Raw genomic sequence first — 15,666 nt, 5'->3', positions numbered from 1 at the left:
GGAGCAATAAAATGAGTGTTCTTTCGTATTTTTCGGGTATTGAAAGCCCATGGCTAAACAAGTTTATTAATAAGCTAACTCAAGATGCAAAGTACAAAGCTAAACATCAAAAAAACGGCCACGTGTATTTAATAGGGGCAGGCCCGGGCGATGCTGAGCTTATAACGGTGAAAGCGCAGCGCCTGATTGCAGCAGCCGAAGTAGTATTGTACGACAGCCTAGTTAGTGAAGCGCTTTTAAATACACTGCCTAAACATGCGCAGCGAGTGTATGTAGGTAAACGCGCAGGCAAGCACTCTATGCCACAAGCTGCCATTAGTGCCTTATTAGTAAAATACGCACAACAAGGGTTTAAAGTTGTTCGTTTAAAAGGTGGAGATCCGAGTATTTTTGCGCGCATTAATGAAGAAGCCAACGCCCTATCAGAGCACAATATTAATTTTGCTATTGTCCCAGGCGTTACCACCGCGTGTGCAGCTTCGGCTTATACCGGCATACCGCTTACTGCTCGCGATGTGGCCCGAAGTGTTACATTTTTAACGGCGCAATTTGCCGATCCTAATAAACTCCCTAATTGGCACAACTACACCTATGTACAATGCTCTAATAACCCCACGTTAGTCATTTATATGGGCTTAGGACGTTTAAACGCATTAAGTACTGGTTTGCAATCGGTTGGCTGGCCTAAAACAACCCCTATCGCATTGATAGAAAATGCCACCACCAACCAGCAAAAAATAATAACCAGCACGCTTGAGCAAATTATTAGCGAAAGTGCGGAGCACACATTAACGGGCCCTACGCTAATTATGGTTGGCGAGGTAATAAATCATCAAATGGCTATCAGCCCAGCGTTGCTGCAATGTAGCAACGTATAAATTCCCCCTCTGGTGTTTGCTCTGTGCAGTTTACAGAGTAAACACTTTTTTCCCCTCGTTCATGAAGGGCGCAATCGAGTGCAAAAACAACTATTTTTGCACCAAAAAGGTTTATTCCTGTAATAAGGACAGATAAGTTAAAATGGGAACAAATAACAAGTATGGCTTTAAGCGGCTGTTTTAATTTAATTTTAAATTCAATCGAAAAATTTTTAAATGATTGGAACAGTGGTTGCACTTTATATACAAAAAAGTGTGGAATAAGTCCTATGTTATCGAGCAATCCTCTCACAAAACAGTTTTTATTAGCAGCAAAATACCAAGAAATTCATGCCTTAAAGCAGCTTCAAAAAAGCTGTGCATCGCTTACTAAACTGGGCGATTTTATACATCAGTTACAAAAAGAGCGCGGCATGAGCAATATTTATTTAGCCTCTAATCGCAAACGTTTTGCCTCGCAGTTAAAACAACAAATTAGCTTAACAGAGCAAACCCAAACGCAGTTTTACCACTCAATTAAAACGACCTTTATTACCGATAACGCCGACACGGGCCACACCCGTTTGTACAATTTAATTACCCATAGTTTGCAATCGTTAGAGGCGCTGCCAGAGCTGCGACAACAAATAGCAAATCAAAAAATTACCCCAGTGCATGCAACTCAATCGTATACGCAGCTTATTTCGTGTTTGCTAAATATAATTTTAGAAGCCGCCGATGGCGCAAGCGACCCGCGCGTTACACGATTGCTAGTGGCTTATTTTAATTTTATGCAAGGTAAAGAATACGCCGGACAAGAACGTGCCTGTGGCGCGCAAGCGTTTGCATCAAGTAAGTTTACCGTGGAGCAAAAACAACAGCTTGCTCATTTTGTTCAACAACAGCATCACAGCTTTACGTTTTTTAACGAATACGCCGACGAACACGTATTAAAATGCTATCGCTCGTTAACTGATCATCCCGTAAATAAGCAAGTGGATCAGCTACGCGGGCTTTTACAAAATTTAGATGACGAAAATGCGCAGCCGCTTTCTCAGCTTAGTGAGGTGTGGTACGAGGTAACAACAACGCGTATCGATATTATGCACAAAATTGAGCAAAACCTCAGCGACTACCTTATTGACTCTGCAGCAATGCAAATTGCTCAGGCTCAGCGCACTTTAAATTCAAATAAACAAGTTATAAGCAGCCTTGAAGAACAATACATGCCAATGACCGACGGGCAACTCGCGTTTAAACAAAACACCCCCCAAAATACCGCTGCTAATAAACTCAATAGTAATAAAAGCATGTACGACCTAATCATGGAGCAAAGCCAACATATTAAGCAAATAAATCAGGCTTTAGTTGATGCTAAACGGGTAATAACAGAACAAAAAATAATACATCAGGCAAAGTATATTTTAATAGAGCAGCTAAGCCTTAGCGAAGAGCAAGCTCATAAAAAGTTGCAAAAGCAAGCAATGGACTCGCACTGCTCGCTTTATAATATTGCGCAAAAAATTGTAGAGCTAAGCGATTAAAATCGGGCGTGTGGTTAGCGCCCAAAACCGCCTTAAAGTAAGGGTTTTAAAAAGCGGTTTTTACGAGGTAAGTAATAATCGTCGTAATCAAGCGACACAATAATGCGCTCTGCTTTGCCAAGTAGTTCGCTGCGAGGGATCAAACCAATAACACGCGAGTCAGCACTGTGGTCGCGGTTATCACCCATTGCTAAATAATAATCTTCAGGAATAGTTATTTTATTAAAACCCGATAGCTGCGAAGGCGTATGCGCAACACGAATCGTGTGTTTGTGGCCATTTAAATCTTCTATTTTATCTAAAGAATCAATATTGCTTTGCAAGTTATTGTATTTAAGTTTAACGCCATTAATTTCTAGCTCGTTGTTATAAAGCGCTACCGTATCGCCTGGCACACCAATTACGCGTTTAATTAACCGGTTATCAGCAGCTTGTGAGTCAAATACAATAATATCGCCTGTTTGTGGGTCGGCTAATTTAACTAAAGGAATATGTGTAAAAGGGATGCGTATATCATAAGCCATTTTATCGGTTAAGATTCTGTCGCCTTCTAATATGGTGGGTTTCATCGAGCCTGTCGGTACTTCATACCAATCGGCAACTGCGCTTCTAAACACGCTCATCAGCGCAATAAATAAAATTAACGAACGGTTATTTTTCCAAAATTTATAAAGTGGCTTCATACCTAGTCCCTACCTATCATAAGTAATAGTATGACTAGCTTAATACCAAGCAGTTCAATGAATAATGTAACAAAAAGTGTGGTGATTTTAGGTAGAATTACCAAGGCTTATGCCTTGGTAAGGAGTAATTTGTGAAGCTTATTGCTGGTTTAGCTTGTCTTTCGCTTCTTTTACTTTTTCAAAGTCTAGGCCGAGTTCGTCTGTGGCTTCTTTAATTAAGTGCGGCTGAGTCATAACCACGGCCATTAACTGCTGAAGTTTTTCAGGCGGAATACCAAGCTCTTGTACTAATGCCATTGCCATCATTGGGTTTTGTGTAAAGGCCTCGAACAATGCTTTTACTTTTTCGTCGCTTACATTGTGCTCTTTAAGTATTGCTAGTATTGGGTTCATTTTTAACCTTGTGTGTTTTGTACGTATTTTATATTTACTAAATTATATTAGCTGAGCCATGCATTAACAACGCCAACACACGCCTCAGCGTTTCATCGGGTGGTTATTCTACAAGTAATACCGCTTTACCGGCATTTTCATTACGCTCTAAAATAGCATGCGCTTCGTTAGCATCGCTCCACGGTAGTGTTTTATACACGTTTAAGTCGTACTTTTTAGTAGCAATATCATTGTAAAAACGCGCAACTAGGTCATCGCGTAATTGGCGTTTGAACTCAATGCTACGGTTTCTAAGTGTTGATGCATGAAACGAAATACGTTTGCGTAGTAGCGCTGCAAAATCAACCTCAGCAAAACGCCCATCTAAAAAAGCGAGCATAATAATTTGGCAATCCATGGCAGCAATAGCCGCATTTTTATTTAAATAACTGCCCGATACAGGATCTACAATTGCATTTGCTAAAAGCTCATTTGCTTGCATATATTCTACAAAGTCAGTTGTTTTATAGTTAATGGCATGATCGGCGCCAAGGGCTTTTGCATGCTCGCATTTTTCATCTGAGCCGGCAGTAATAACCACCGTTGCACCTGCACTTTTAGCCATTTGAATAGCCGCACCGCCTACACCACTTGCCCCTGCATGAATAAGCGCTGTTTGGCCTTGTTGTAATTTACCAAGTTCAAAAAGCGCACCAAATGCTGTTAGGTACACTTCGCTAATAGCTGCACCTTCAACCATGGTTAAATCATCTGGCAATACCATTAATTGTTTAGCATCTATGGCAACGTATTCGCTGTAAGCCCCGCCTGCGCACAAGCTAAAAATACGTTTATTAAGCCAGCTTTTATCAACATCAAAACCAAGCTCAACCACTGTGCCTGCGCACTCTAAACCTAAAATGGGGCTATCCCCAGCTGGCGCTGGGTATTTACCTTGGCGCTGCATGCAATCAGCGCGATTTACACCTATGGCAGACACTTTTACTAGCACTTCGTGGCTTTTTAAAACCGGTTTATCGGTTTCACTAAATGCAAGGGTGCCACCCTCATGAGAAATATATTTCATTAATGCTCCGTATTTAGCCTTTTAATTAGGGCCTGTTAACCTTTCAGGATTAAAATTTGTTCAATCTAGGGGCCATTTAATCGCGGCGCGAGGTTTGTAACCTAGTGGGCTAAGTAAAAACCGAGCAAAGCTTCCGCGTCCTGCTCACGCCCCTTACCTACATCCATGTAGGCAACAAAGAGTAAATGGCCCCTAGGCAGAAACCCTTTGGGCAGCGCCTGTTTGGCATTTATGCTACGTTATCGCCTATTTATGGGGAACAACCACACTACATAGGCTCTGCCTTGCCTAATTACCAAACAGACGGCTGCAAATTTAACCTCGAAAGATAAACAGGCCCTAGCTAGACATGGGGTTAGTTATTTTTATTTAAACCGCCAGCTTTGTTTATACGGGTATACGTCAGGTAAAAAGCCTGATTTAATTTGTTGTTGGCAAGCTTGCCAAAAATCGGCTAAAAACAGATCGTTATGTTCGCAGTTAAAATAGTTAAATGCCGTTTCGTTTGCGCTAAAAAACACCTTAAACTGACTGGGGAAAATATCGTTTTCTGCTATATCAAAATAACTGTTGGCGCTTAGCTCCTCTAGGTCGTTTTGTGCGCTAGGTACATCTCTAAAGTGGCAATCAGTCAATGGGCAAATTTCATCAAAGTCGTAAAAAACAACGCGCCCCCAACGGGTTACGCCAAAGTTTTTCATTAGCATATCGCCTGGGAATATATTTGCGCCGGCTAAGTCTTTAATCGCTTTACCGTAATCGGTCATAACCTGTTGTAATGCTTTGTTAGAGCAGTGATTAATGTATAAATTAAGCGGCGTCATTTTTCGCTCAACATACACATGCTTTAAAATAAGCGCCTTACCCGATATAACCATGCTGCTGCCAATTTGTGCCTTCATTTGCTTAAGTAACTCGTCGCTAAAGCGGCTGAGGTCGAACGCTAAATACCTAAATTCGTGTGTATCTACTAAGCGCCCTACTCGGTCGGCTTGCTTTACAAAGTTGTACTTGGCTTTTACTTGCGCTTTGGTGGCTGTTTTTGGTGCACTAAATTTATCTTTTATTACTTTATAAACGTAGTCTAGCCCTTCAATGGTAAATACCAGCATAACCATGCCGGGAGTACCAGGTGCTGTCACGTATTTAAAATTAGTAGGGCTATTTTTAGTGGTATCAACTTTGTAACGATAAAACTCTGTTTTAGCGTGCTTAATAAAGCCAATGGCGTTAAATAACTCAAAGCGTTTTTTATGAGGCATCAGCACGCTTAAGTAATCTACATAGCGCGCGGGCTGGTCGGTATCGACCATAAAATAGGTACGAGCAAAACCAAACAGTAAACTTAACTGATCGGCGCCCATCATTACGGCATCAAGCTTTAACCCTTTATTAGTATTTAATATGGCGATAGCAAAAGGCATATTATCGCCATTTTTAGCAATACAGCGCCCTATTAAGTAGCAGGCTTTGTTTCTAAAAAATAATGAATTTGCGTATTCTATAAACCCGTCGTTTAAATTTATAAGCTCATACACTTGTTTACATTGCTGCTTTGCACCGGCCATTAACGTTGTTTGCAATGCCTGTAAATCGGCGTTTAATTGACTAAAAGGTACTCTAAAAGCTTGGCGGGTTATGAGCGTTTTTACAGCGTGATTAAACCCATCTTTAAACGATATTCGCCTTACTAAATTTTCATACGAACGCGGCTCGCTTCTGTATTTTGCTTTTAATACAAACAAATGTACGGTACGAATTTTTTTATCGTCCCAAATTGCACCAAAGGTAGAATTAAAAAAGGTATGTGCTATGGGTTTATTTTCATGATTTTGTACCATATCGCCGTATATATTTTTAGCTAGTTGCCATGTTTGCGGACAAGTCAGTTCAGCATAAGCAATAACTCTCACAGCTTCACTGACATTTTTTACTTCACGTTCGTACACTTGTAAGCGTTCGCGCATGGCAGTTTGCACATCGTGATATTTTTGTTGTTCAAACCGGCTTTGCGCACCTAGGGTAATATTTAAAAACTGCGCAAACATTGCTTCAAAGCCTGCAAAAACAGCGCGGGCCAACTTAGTAGCAATAACTTGCTGTAGCGCATTATTGGTTTGATTAGTTAACGATTTTGACATGGTTACAGCACTTTTATTTTTACCACTTATAGCGGTTATTTTTTATTAATTGTTTACACCTTAGCAAGCAGGCTTTAATTTAGGTAATTAATAAAGCATATAAATAAAATTGATCATATGAATATACGTAACGTCGATCTCAACTTATTAGTGTACTTAAATGTGCTCATTGATGAAAAAAGTGTTTCAAAAGCGGCTAATAAACTCGCACTAACACAACCTGCGATGAGTAACGCACTTAAACGATTACGTGACTTATTTGACGACCCACTACTTGTGCGTGCCGCAGGCTCTATGACCCCCACCAGCAAAGCACTTAGCTTAAAGCCTGAAATAGAGTCTCTTTTAAAAATGGCAGAGGCGATTACTCAGCCCAGTGAGCAATTTAACCCAGCAACGGCAGAGGTGACTTTTAGAATAATGGCAAACGACTACATGGAGTCGACCTTAATTGCCCCCTTTATTACTGAGCAGTTAACTAAAAACCCGGGGGTTAATTTTGATGTACTGAGTCCAAGCGATGTAAACCTGCAAGATATGGAAAAAGGCACTATTGATTTAGCCATAAACCGTTTTAATGGCTTGCCTCGCTCGTTTCATCAAGCCAGTGTTTGGCGCGATAATTACTGCTGTTTAACCCACCCCAAAAATACCTTTTTACAGCACTCAAGCCTTGATGATTACCTACAAAAAGAACATATTTGGGTAAACCGCGCTGGCTGGGGGCCAGAAGCTGCCGTTACCAATAAGTCAGGCAAGCAAAAACTAGGTTGGGTTGATGAAGCACTTTGGCAGCTAGAACAAACACGTAAAATACGGGTGTTTACACGCCACTACATGATTGCAAGTTTGCTATGCCAATCAGAGCAACTTATTGCCACCTTACCGCGCAGGCAGGCTAAATTATTAACCACGCATACCGATTTAGTCATTAGCCCAGTACCGTTTCAAATAGTCCCTATTGAGGTAAAAATGATATGGAGCCCACTACTTCACCATGCTCCCGCACACCAGTGGTTACGCCGTGAGTTGCTTGAGTTTGCTAAAACAATTGCGGATAGGTAGTTTGTTATTCCCAGCTCATCAGGCGCTAGCGCTTTCAAAAATTGGCATGATATTTTCGCTCAACTTTTTGCAGAAGAATACAATGATCAACAAACTTAATAATAAGAATACCGAGATAGCAAATATAATTTTTATTGTCTTTCAAAAGTCCTATGCTATCGAAGCTAGTTTGATAGAGGCACTTAACTTTCCTCCTTTGGCACGTAATACTGAAGATATTAAAAAGTCAGAAACAACCTTTTATGGCTTCACCGAAAATGAATGTTTAGCAGCGGTTATTGAAGTAGATACAAACAGCCAGTGTTTAGATATATGCAGCTTAACTGTTGACCCTAGTTATTTTAAAAAAGGTATCGCAAGTAAGCTAATAAATTATGTTTTAGAAATGAGTGATTTATCTTATGCAAGAGTTGAGACTGCGGTTGCTAATACTCCTGCAATAAATTTATATAAAAAGCATGGCTTTGTAGAGTTTAAAAGATGGACACCGTCACATGGTATAGAAAAGCTAGCTATGTCGGTTGTCACTTAAAGCATTATTAAAGAAACAGATTTATACAAATGGATAGCGCATCAATAATTGCGAGGAGTGTTATGTTTGGCGGTATAGGTATTGTGCAGCTTATTGTCAGCGCTATTTTGAGAACCATTCTCTACTTTATTAAAATTTAATATTACTGCAGTTAAATAAAATGAATGCTCAAATAAAAAAGCGCCATGGTATTCAACTTTGGGAAAATACCATAGCGCTTTTGAAATCGTAGAAATAGGAGTGAACCCTACCCTTTATATTTAGCAACCTTGATGCCAACCCACCACAAAAATAAAACAGATTTAAGATCAATCACCTAACTAAGTTATGCTTTTAATTATTATTTAGTGTGTCCCAGTTTTGTGCATTTTTATAGGTTTTTGCACCACTTTAATTAAACATGCTCAGTGGTTTTTGGTTAGTTGTCATTTACTATTGATAAAATCAATGTCAGTTATTGAAAACAACAATTTCATTAATAATACACTTAGCGCTAAAGTGAAGTTAAGCCAACAAACTAAGAGTAATGATTATGACAACATCAAGCTTCACACAACAAGACGGGTTATTTATTGATGCTAATTTACATCAGTTTATTACCCAGCAGTTATGCACTAAAACCAATGCCGCTGAGACATACCAAGCACTTGCTACCTTGGTTGATGAGTTTGGTTGTAAGTGCCGTAAAACAAAGCACCAACCCGATGATATTTTAGAAGTAGATACACTACTGCATGCGTACCAGCGTAAAAACCACCCGCTTTGCCATGTAGATGCACAAACAACTGAGGCAGTACTTGATGAATACTGCTGCCAAGTACCGGCTATTATTGTAGTTGCTTTAATGGATACGCTTAGTGGTACTCAGTGCGATGAACCTAATGCACACGATATTTACCACCGCGCTGCACAGCTTACTAATCGCCCATGTGTACACAAGGCAAAAACAGCCACAGCGGCCTAATAATGGAGTTGCTTAAAAATACTCGATAACCTTTTGTGCAAAGTCACTGCAGCTTAGGGTTGTCGAGTTATTAATATTTTGCGCTAAATCAAAGGTTACATTACCGCTTTTGAGTGCTTGTTCGAGCGCTTGTTCAATCAGCGTTGCTGCCTCATCCCAGCCCATAAACTTAAGCATTAAAACGGCACTTAAAATACTGCTACTTGGATTTGCTTTGTTTTGCCCTGCTATTCTCTCAAACGTGCCATGGGTTGGTTCAAAAAATGCCACATCGTTATTTAAATTAGCAGCCGGCATAATGCCCACTCCGCCAACTTGTGCGCTGAGCATGTCAGCTAAAAAATCGCCATTTTGGTTTGTGGTTGCCACCACATCAAATTGCTCTGGGTTCATTAAACATTGTTGCAGCATGTTATCGGCTATCACTTCTTTAATAATTAAAGGCGATTTATTAGCGCGTGCTATTTCAAGCCAGCGTCCGTTTTCGTGTGGGGTAGCGTTAAACTCATTTTGGGCTAAGGCAAACCCCCAACGTTTAAAGGCACCATCGGTAAATTTAAGTACATTCCCTTTATGCACAAGCGTTAACGATTCGCTGTTATTTTTAAGGGCGTAATTAATTGCATAGCGTACTAGGCGCTCGGAGCCTTCTTTAGATATATTTTTTATACCTATGCCACACTCTTGAGAAAACCTTAGGCGCGTTACTCCCATTTCTTCACATAAAAAGTCGAGCATTTTCTCGCTCTCTACGCTGCCAGCTTGCCACTCTATTCCTGAATATACATCTTCGCTGCTATCACGCAGCACTGTTATGTTAGTTAAAAATGGATTTTTTAACGGCGATGGCAACGCACTTAGCCCTTTAACAGTGCGCATATTTACAAATAAATCCATTTCGTGCCTTAGCGCCACATTTAATGAGCGAAAACCGCCGCCAAGAGGTGTAGTTAGCGGCCCTTTAATTGCTATTTTACACGCACGTACTGCGTTAATCGTCTCCTCTGGGAACCAATCGCCATCATATAACTTTGCTGCTTGCTCGCCGTTATATACTTGCATCCAGTGAATTTTTCGCTCCTTTGCATAACAGTGTGTAATAGCATTATTCACCACATGCTGCATGGCAGGTGTGACCTCTTGCCCAACCCCGTCACCATTAATATAAGCAATAATAGGATTTACAGGCACATGCCATTGGCCTTTAGGATCAATAGTAATATTTTGTCCGTGCTCAGGGATTTTAATATGCTGATAAGCCATGGTTAATACCTATACTAAAAATAGTGTTACCTGATTAAATCATGCTTGATTGAGCATGTATGCAATTTGCTTTTTATAATTGATATTAGTTAAAAAAATAACGAATTACGTGTGCTTAATTATGTAAATAGTGGGTCAAGTATTAAGCGCGTATTTAGGAGGTATAAATGAAATTATTTTGGCTGTTATTGCTATTAATGTGCTCTTTAAATGCCTCAGCTGTTGATGTGGTTATTCATAATTTAGACGCACTGACGACTAAGGGTCAAAAAACGGTAGCTACATGGTTAAATCAAAGCCTTGAAAAAACACAAAATACTTTAGGGCCATTACAACAAAGCACCCTCCCTATTTATTTAAAGCCACAATATTTTGCTTTTGAACCCGTGCCATGGGCTAGCGTAAAACGAAATAACCCCGATGGGTTAGAGCTGCATATTGACCGCTACGCAAGTTTAAATGCATTTACAAAAGATTGGACGCTTTACCATGAGCTTTCACATTTATATTTGCCACTACTGCCTTACTCTGGCTTTTGGTTAAGCGAGGGGTTTGCCAGTTACATGCAAAACGTAATAATGCGCAACAGCGGTGTAATTAGCCAAGCGCAATTTGTTCAGCGCCTAAACGCAGGGTTTGAGCGAGCACGCTTACAAACTAAAACAAAGCAGCAGCCACTTAATAAACTTTCAAGTGATATGTGGAAGCAACGTGCACAACAGCGGGTTTATTGGACAGGGGCAGCATTTTTTGTAGAAGCCGATCTAGCCCTTCAAAAACAAGGTAAAAGCGTTGCCGCTATAATAAAACAATACCAACTATGCTGCAGAGCTGCACGCACAAGTGCTAAAACGCTCATAAAAGAGTTAGATAAGCTCTCACGCAGTAGTATTTTTACTACCTTGTACGCGCAATATAATACGCGTACCGACTTTCCTGTTATTACTAAAACGCAGTTAAATACACTTTAAGTGCTTTTAATAAGTGCGCAATACTCATCATATGCTTTTACATTGTAATTAGTTGAGTAAGCATTCATAAAACCATGTAAAAACGGTGTTTTGTTACACGTAACTTGGCTTTTACTGGCTAAAGTACTTATCACTTCATCTACATTAAAATGCATTTCGGTATGTGGAAAAATAAACGTACAAGGTACTTTTGCCGCAATATCTAAATGATTTCTAATTTGTGAAGGGTAAAAGCCAATCAGCTTTTTTAGGTGTGGATTGCCTGTTAATAACTGTGCGCGCCACGCGGCACTTGCGCCTGCACTAAACCCTATACAGGCTGTTGGCTCTGTAAGGTTATTAAATACATTTAAGAGCTTAGCTACGTAATTGTCATGGCCACAGTCATTTATAAATTTATTATAATAATACTTTTCACTATCAATGGGTTGCATTTCTCCTTTGTAGGGGTCTATAACCTCTGTATTGGCTTGCATAATATCTAACAACCTCATTAAAGGTGCTGTTAAACCAAAAATATCGCTGACTATTATGTAATTCATACTTACCCTTTTAAGGTTAAAATCCATGCGTTTAAGCAGTTGATAAAATTAAGTATAAATAATTTTTAAATAAATAGCTTGCACACATTTTTTATTTAGGTTACCTTTCCTCTCTGGTCTTAAAAAACCACCGCGGTTAACCTTTTTACCCTGATCCAGTAAGCCCCGCAAAACGTATATTTAAAAGCTAAGTTATTGTACGGCGAGAACCCCTATTAATACCTTGATGATTTTTTTAATATCATCGCAAAAGTGTCATAAAGATCGTCAACACTGTAATGAAGCTAAACACAACATCGTTAATTTATTAACTGCATTTGGCTATAAAAAATAGCGCAGAGTAAATAACAAGAATAAAGTGAGTTTTATTATGTCTTATAAATACAATGGATCTATGATCCAAATTGCCCATCCGGTGCAATCAATTTCTGTAAACAAACAACGTGTTATTTTTAGTGATACACAAGGTTTGAAAAACGCAATGTTTCAAAAAGCAAGCGAAGCGCGCGAATTTGTAAAATGGTTAAAAGCCAACTAATCATTGCGAGCAATTAACTGCTTAAGCAGTTAATGTTAATAAAATGTGCCAGCTTTGTAGCTGGCATTTTACTTTGTTGCACTTAATTGACTACAATAGCGATACTTTCATTGTTTTAGGTAGTTGTAGTAATGCTCCGTGCATTTTTGTGTATCACCTTATATTTAAGCATTTCTTCAGTCAGTTACGCCCACACGATTAACTGGCTAACGCACGACTTTGCGCCCTATTACATTTTAAATGGAAAATACCAACACCAGGGGCGTGATGAAAGCGTTATAACCTTACTCGAGCAACAACTTGAGCACATCACGTTTAATCGCCTTGTTATCCCCTCTGGCAAAGTTACGCAAGAACTAGCCAATAAATCAGCCACACATTGTGCCCTATCACTTTATAAAAATGCATTTAGAGAAAAGTTTATTCACTTTAGCGAGCAAAGCTCAACCACGGGCCTTTCACCTTCCATTGCTATGCATAAAGGTTTGGCGCATTCGCTTGAAGTGCCTAACTCAGAGGCGGTGTCGTTGCAGGATTTACTAGCAGAAAAAAAGCTCACATTAGGTGTATCTATGAACCGCTCATACGGCGAGCAACTCGACAGCGTAATAAATAACACCCCCGATGTTGATATTGTTATTCGCCCAACGCGAAATAGTTTAGCCAGCCTTACCTATATGCTTAATTTAAAGCGCTTAGATATTTTATTAGGTTACCCAAGTGAGCACCATTACTTAGCTAAATCTATGTACTTTGAAGAAAACCTAACTCAGCGAGCGATTGTTGAAGCTCCACCGTTAAGTTATGGCTATATTGGCTGCACTAAAAATGAACAAGGTGCTAAAAATATTCAACTATTAGATGAGCAATTAAAAAAAATTAAGCAAACCGAGCAATACCACCAAGTAATGTTACGCTGGTTGCCCCCACATTTAAAACCCTTATTAGAATCAAGAATTCACGCTACAAAAAACAAAAACGCCACTAACTAAAGTGGCGTTTTAATTTAATCTACGCTTTATTATTTACGCACACCTTCAATAGACAGCCCAATATCAACATGGGTAGACGCCGGGCCTAAATTATAATCAATGCCGTAATCGGTGAGTTTTAAACTGGTTTCGCCCTCAAAACCAGCACGGTAGCCACCCCAAGGGTCTTGCCCTTCACCTACTTTATCCATTTTAAACGTAATGCGTTTAGTTACGCCATGTAAAGTAAAGTCGCCCGTTACTGTGGCTGTATCATCATCGGTAAATTTCACATTGGTGCTTTTAAATGTTGCTGTTGGGTATTTATCCACATTTAAAAAGTCTTTACCGCGTAAGTGTTTATCACGCTCAGCATGGTTAGAGTCTAAACTTGCTGTATCTATATTTACTAAAATATTAGACCCTGTTTGCGCTTTAGCGTCGTAACTGAAGCTGCCATCAAAACGGTTAAATCGCCCGTGCAGCCAGCTGTAGCCTAAATGCTTAATTTTAAAGGTAACAAATGCATGCGCCCCTTGCGTATCAATTACATAATCTGCTGCATTTGCAGTGGCCGATAACATCATTACACCCGATAGAGCTGCACTTACTAGTCGTTTTTTCATGTTAGTATTCCTTTGGTTTGATCATTCTTGTTAAGGTTTTATCTTTATCAATAAAGTGGTGCTTTAATGCCCCCAGTGCATGCAAAACAGCCAAGCCAATTAATGTACACGCACCGTAGTAATGAATTTTTCCGGCAATATCGGCTTGTCCATCAAAGCTATAATCCAAAGCAGGTACATTAAATATCGAAAAAACGGCGATTGCTCTGCCATCGGCGGTAGAAATCAAATAACCCGCCACTACAATGACTGCTAAAATTAGGTACATAACAATATGCGCGGTATGCGCAATGTAGTTTACTGTTTCATTTTGACTAAGGGGGCGAGGTTTGGGGCTGAATACACGCCACAAAATTCTAAAAATAAGCACTGCGGCGAGCGTTATACCTATACTTTTATGTAAATCCAGTGAGCCTTTATACCAGCTGTCGTAATAGGTTAGCTCAACCATGTATAAGCCCAAGCCAAATAAACCAAACACGGTAAAAGCCATCAACCAGTGTAAAATAATGGCAATAAGACCATAAGATGTGGGCGTATTTTTAAACATGTGGATTCCTCTAAATTCGATAATTTAAGAATATAGAGGGTGAAGAAAAACTAAAATAGCGTATACAAACAGCATCTGTGCATATACGCACATACAACTTGAGCTACAGTTTCACTAATTAGCTATTTGGCGTGTTGGTAAGGTTTATGTAAATTAGGCTATCAGGTGAGACTTGCAAACAGCTAATTAAGCCTTCTTTTATAAGCTCAAGCATAGCAATAAAGCTAACCACTACACCGCTGCGCCCTTCACTAAGGGTGAATAAATCGCTAAACGGCAGCGCTTTTTTTGCGTTACTCAGCTGGGCTAAAATTTGGCTCATCCGCTCACGGGTAGAGAGGATTTCTGCGGTCACTTGGTGATGCTCAAATGTTTTGGCGCGCGCCATCACGTCGCTCAGAGCTAACATTAAATCTTTTAACTCAAGCTCTGGCAGGTTTTGAGCGGTATTTTCAATAACCGGCATAGTTGCATTTGCGACAAAAATATCACGGCCTACACGGGGGATGGCATCTATATTTTCGGCTGCTTTTTTAAACTGCTCGTATTCTTGTAAACGCTTGATCAGTTCTGCGCGGGGGTCTTCCTCTTCTTCGAGCTCCTCGTGCACAGGCAATAACAGACGCGATTTTATTTGTGCCAATAACGCTGCCATTACTAAGTACTCACCGGCAAGCTCTAACTGAAACTCACTCATCATTTCTACATAACTGACATATTGCTCAGTAATGCTAAAAATAGAGAGTTCGAGCACATCTAACTTGTGCTTTTTTATTAAATACAGCAGTAAATCAAGCGGGCCTTCAAAGGTTTCCAAAATAATTTCAAGTGCATCGGGCGGAATGTATAAATCTTCAGGTTTATCTACAACGGCTTTGCCATGCAAAAAAGCCAGTGGCAGCTTTTGCTGCACTGGCTCACTTTGAGTATTTTTTTCGCCCTGTGTTGAATCACTCACCA

At 39.8% G+C, this 15,666-nt stretch carries 17 protein-coding genes; 8 read left to right on the top strand and 9 right to left on the bottom strand.

Going from position 1 to position 15,666, the window contains the following annotated elements; translation table 11 throughout:
- Nucleotides 1-11: 11 nt before the first annotated feature.
- Entirely contained in the window at nucleotides 12-878 is an 867-nt protein-coding gene (gene cobA, locus SJY38_RS05670) for a uroporphyrinogen-III C-methyltransferase (RefSeq protein WP_286741726.1), read from the top strand.
- 269 nt (nucleotides 879-1,147) lie between these two features.
- Entirely contained in the window at nucleotides 1,148-2,401 is a 1,254-nt protein-coding gene (locus SJY38_RS05665; RefSeq protein WP_029771678.1) for a nitrate regulatory protein, read from the top strand.
- 32 nt (nucleotides 2,402-2,433) lie between these two features.
- On the opposite strand, the gene lepB is transcribed toward SJY38_RS05665, so the two are convergent.
- The 4 genes from lepB to aceK form a co-directional block, all read right to left on the bottom strand.
- Nucleotides 2,434-3,084: a signal peptidase I gene (lepB, locus tag SJY38_RS05660; RefSeq protein WP_004586775.1), complete on the bottom strand. Its 651-nt coding sequence runs from the start codon at nucleotides 3,082-3,084 to the stop codon at nucleotides 2,434-2,436.
- Between the two features lie 138 nt (nucleotides 3,085-3,222).
- The gene (locus SJY38_RS05655) at nucleotides 3,223-3,477 is read right to left on the bottom strand and encodes a DUF2999 family protein (RefSeq protein ID WP_004586776.1); all 255 of its coding nucleotides are present in this window, start codon (nucleotides 3,475-3,477) and stop codon (nucleotides 3,223-3,225) included.
- A gap of 103 nt (nucleotides 3,478-3,580) precedes the next feature.
- Nucleotides 3,581-4,543, bottom strand: a complete 963-nt coding sequence (locus tag SJY38_RS05650) for a zinc-binding dehydrogenase (protein ID WP_286741724.1) — start codon at nucleotides 4,541-4,543, stop codon at nucleotides 3,581-3,583.
- Between the two features lie 365 nt (nucleotides 4,544-4,908).
- Nucleotides 4,909-6,684, bottom strand: coding sequence for a bifunctional isocitrate dehydrogenase kinase/phosphatase (aceK, locus tag SJY38_RS05645; RefSeq protein ID WP_286745198.1), 1,776 nt, complete (start codon nucleotides 6,682-6,684; stop codon nucleotides 4,909-4,911).
- Between the two features lie 117 nt (nucleotides 6,685-6,801).
- Between aceK and SJY38_RS05640 the strand changes: the two genes are divergently transcribed.
- The 3 genes from SJY38_RS05640 (at nucleotide 6,802) to SJY38_RS05630 (ending at nucleotide 9,245) form a co-directional block, all read left to right on the top strand.
- Nucleotides 6,802-7,749, top strand: coding sequence for a LysR family transcriptional regulator (locus tag SJY38_RS05640; protein ID WP_286745201.1), 948 nt, complete (start codon nucleotides 6,802-6,804; stop codon nucleotides 7,747-7,749).
- An 82-nt stretch (nucleotides 7,750-7,831) separates the two neighbouring features.
- Nucleotides 7,832-8,281 carry an N-acetyltransferase gene (locus SJY38_RS05635; protein ID WP_286745203.1) on the top strand — a complete coding sequence of 150 codons (450 nt, stop codon included), beginning with the start codon at nucleotides 7,832-7,834 and terminating at the stop codon, nucleotides 8,279-8,281.
- A gap of 532 nt (nucleotides 8,282-8,813) precedes the next feature.
- Nucleotides 8,814-9,245 (top strand): hypothetical protein, encoded by a 432-nt coding sequence (locus tag SJY38_RS05630; protein WP_004586781.1) that lies wholly within the window; start codon nucleotides 8,814-8,816, stop codon nucleotides 9,243-9,245.
- A 12-nt stretch (nucleotides 9,246-9,257) separates the two neighbouring features.
- On the opposite strand, the gene icd is transcribed toward SJY38_RS05630, so the two are convergent.
- Nucleotides 9,258-10,508, bottom strand: coding sequence for an NADP-dependent isocitrate dehydrogenase (gene icd / locus SJY38_RS05625; protein ID WP_286745205.1), 1,251 nt, complete (start codon nucleotides 10,506-10,508; stop codon nucleotides 9,258-9,260).
- Between the two features lie 167 nt (nucleotides 10,509-10,675).
- Between icd and SJY38_RS05620 the strand changes: the two genes are divergently transcribed.
- On the top strand, nucleotides 10,676-11,479 hold the full coding sequence (locus SJY38_RS05620) for a hypothetical protein (protein WP_377109378.1): 804 nt from the start codon (nucleotides 10,676-10,678) through the stop codon (nucleotides 11,477-11,479).
- On the opposite strand, the gene SJY38_RS05615 is transcribed toward SJY38_RS05620, so the two are convergent.
- Nucleotides 11,476-12,021, bottom strand: coding sequence for a dienelactone hydrolase family protein (locus tag SJY38_RS05615; protein WP_286745208.1), 546 nt, complete (start codon nucleotides 12,019-12,021; stop codon nucleotides 11,476-11,478). The two genes, SJY38_RS05620 and SJY38_RS05615, sit on opposite strands and share 4 nt — an antisense overlap.
- 370 nt (nucleotides 12,022-12,391) lie before the next feature.
- Between SJY38_RS05615 and SJY38_RS05610 the strand changes: the two genes are divergently transcribed.
- Entirely contained in the window at nucleotides 12,392-12,559 is a 168-nt protein-coding gene (locus SJY38_RS05610) for a hypothetical protein (protein ID WP_024033460.1), read from the top strand.
- 131 nt (nucleotides 12,560-12,690) lie between these two features.
- A complete protein-coding gene (locus tag SJY38_RS05605) occupies nucleotides 12,691-13,551 on the top strand; it encodes a transporter substrate-binding domain-containing protein (protein ID WP_138576812.1) in 861 nt (286 codons plus the stop codon).
- Between the two features lie 29 nt (nucleotides 13,552-13,580).
- Here the strand turns inward: SJY38_RS05605 and SJY38_RS05600 are convergent, their stop codons facing one another.
- From SJY38_RS05600 to SJY38_RS05590, 3 genes are all read right to left on the bottom strand, one after another.
- The gene (locus SJY38_RS05600; protein WP_248461627.1) at nucleotides 13,581-14,156 is read right to left on the bottom strand and encodes a YceI family protein; all 576 of its coding nucleotides are present in this window, start codon (nucleotides 14,154-14,156) and stop codon (nucleotides 13,581-13,583) included.
- Between the two features lies 1 nt (nucleotide 14,157).
- Complete coding sequence (locus SJY38_RS05595; protein ID WP_064385009.1) at nucleotides 14,158-14,706, bottom strand: cytochrome b; 549 nt, start codon at nucleotides 14,704-14,706, stop codon at nucleotides 14,158-14,160.
- 118 nt (nucleotides 14,707-14,824) lie between these two features.
- A complete protein-coding gene (locus SJY38_RS05590) occupies nucleotides 14,825-15,664 on the bottom strand; it encodes a ScpA family protein (RefSeq protein ID WP_286745214.1) in 840 nt (279 codons plus the stop codon).
- Nucleotides 15,665-15,666 lie beyond the last annotated feature (2 nt).

The sequence above is a fragment of the Pseudoalteromonas sp. R86517 genome (genome assembly GCF_042466295.1).
Taxonomy (GTDB): domain Bacteria; phylum Pseudomonadota; class Gammaproteobacteria; order Enterobacterales; family Alteromonadaceae; genus Pseudoalteromonas; species Pseudoalteromonas atlantica.
Note: the sequence above shows the minus strand (reverse complement) of the source record. Positions and strands in the feature narration are given on the sequence as shown.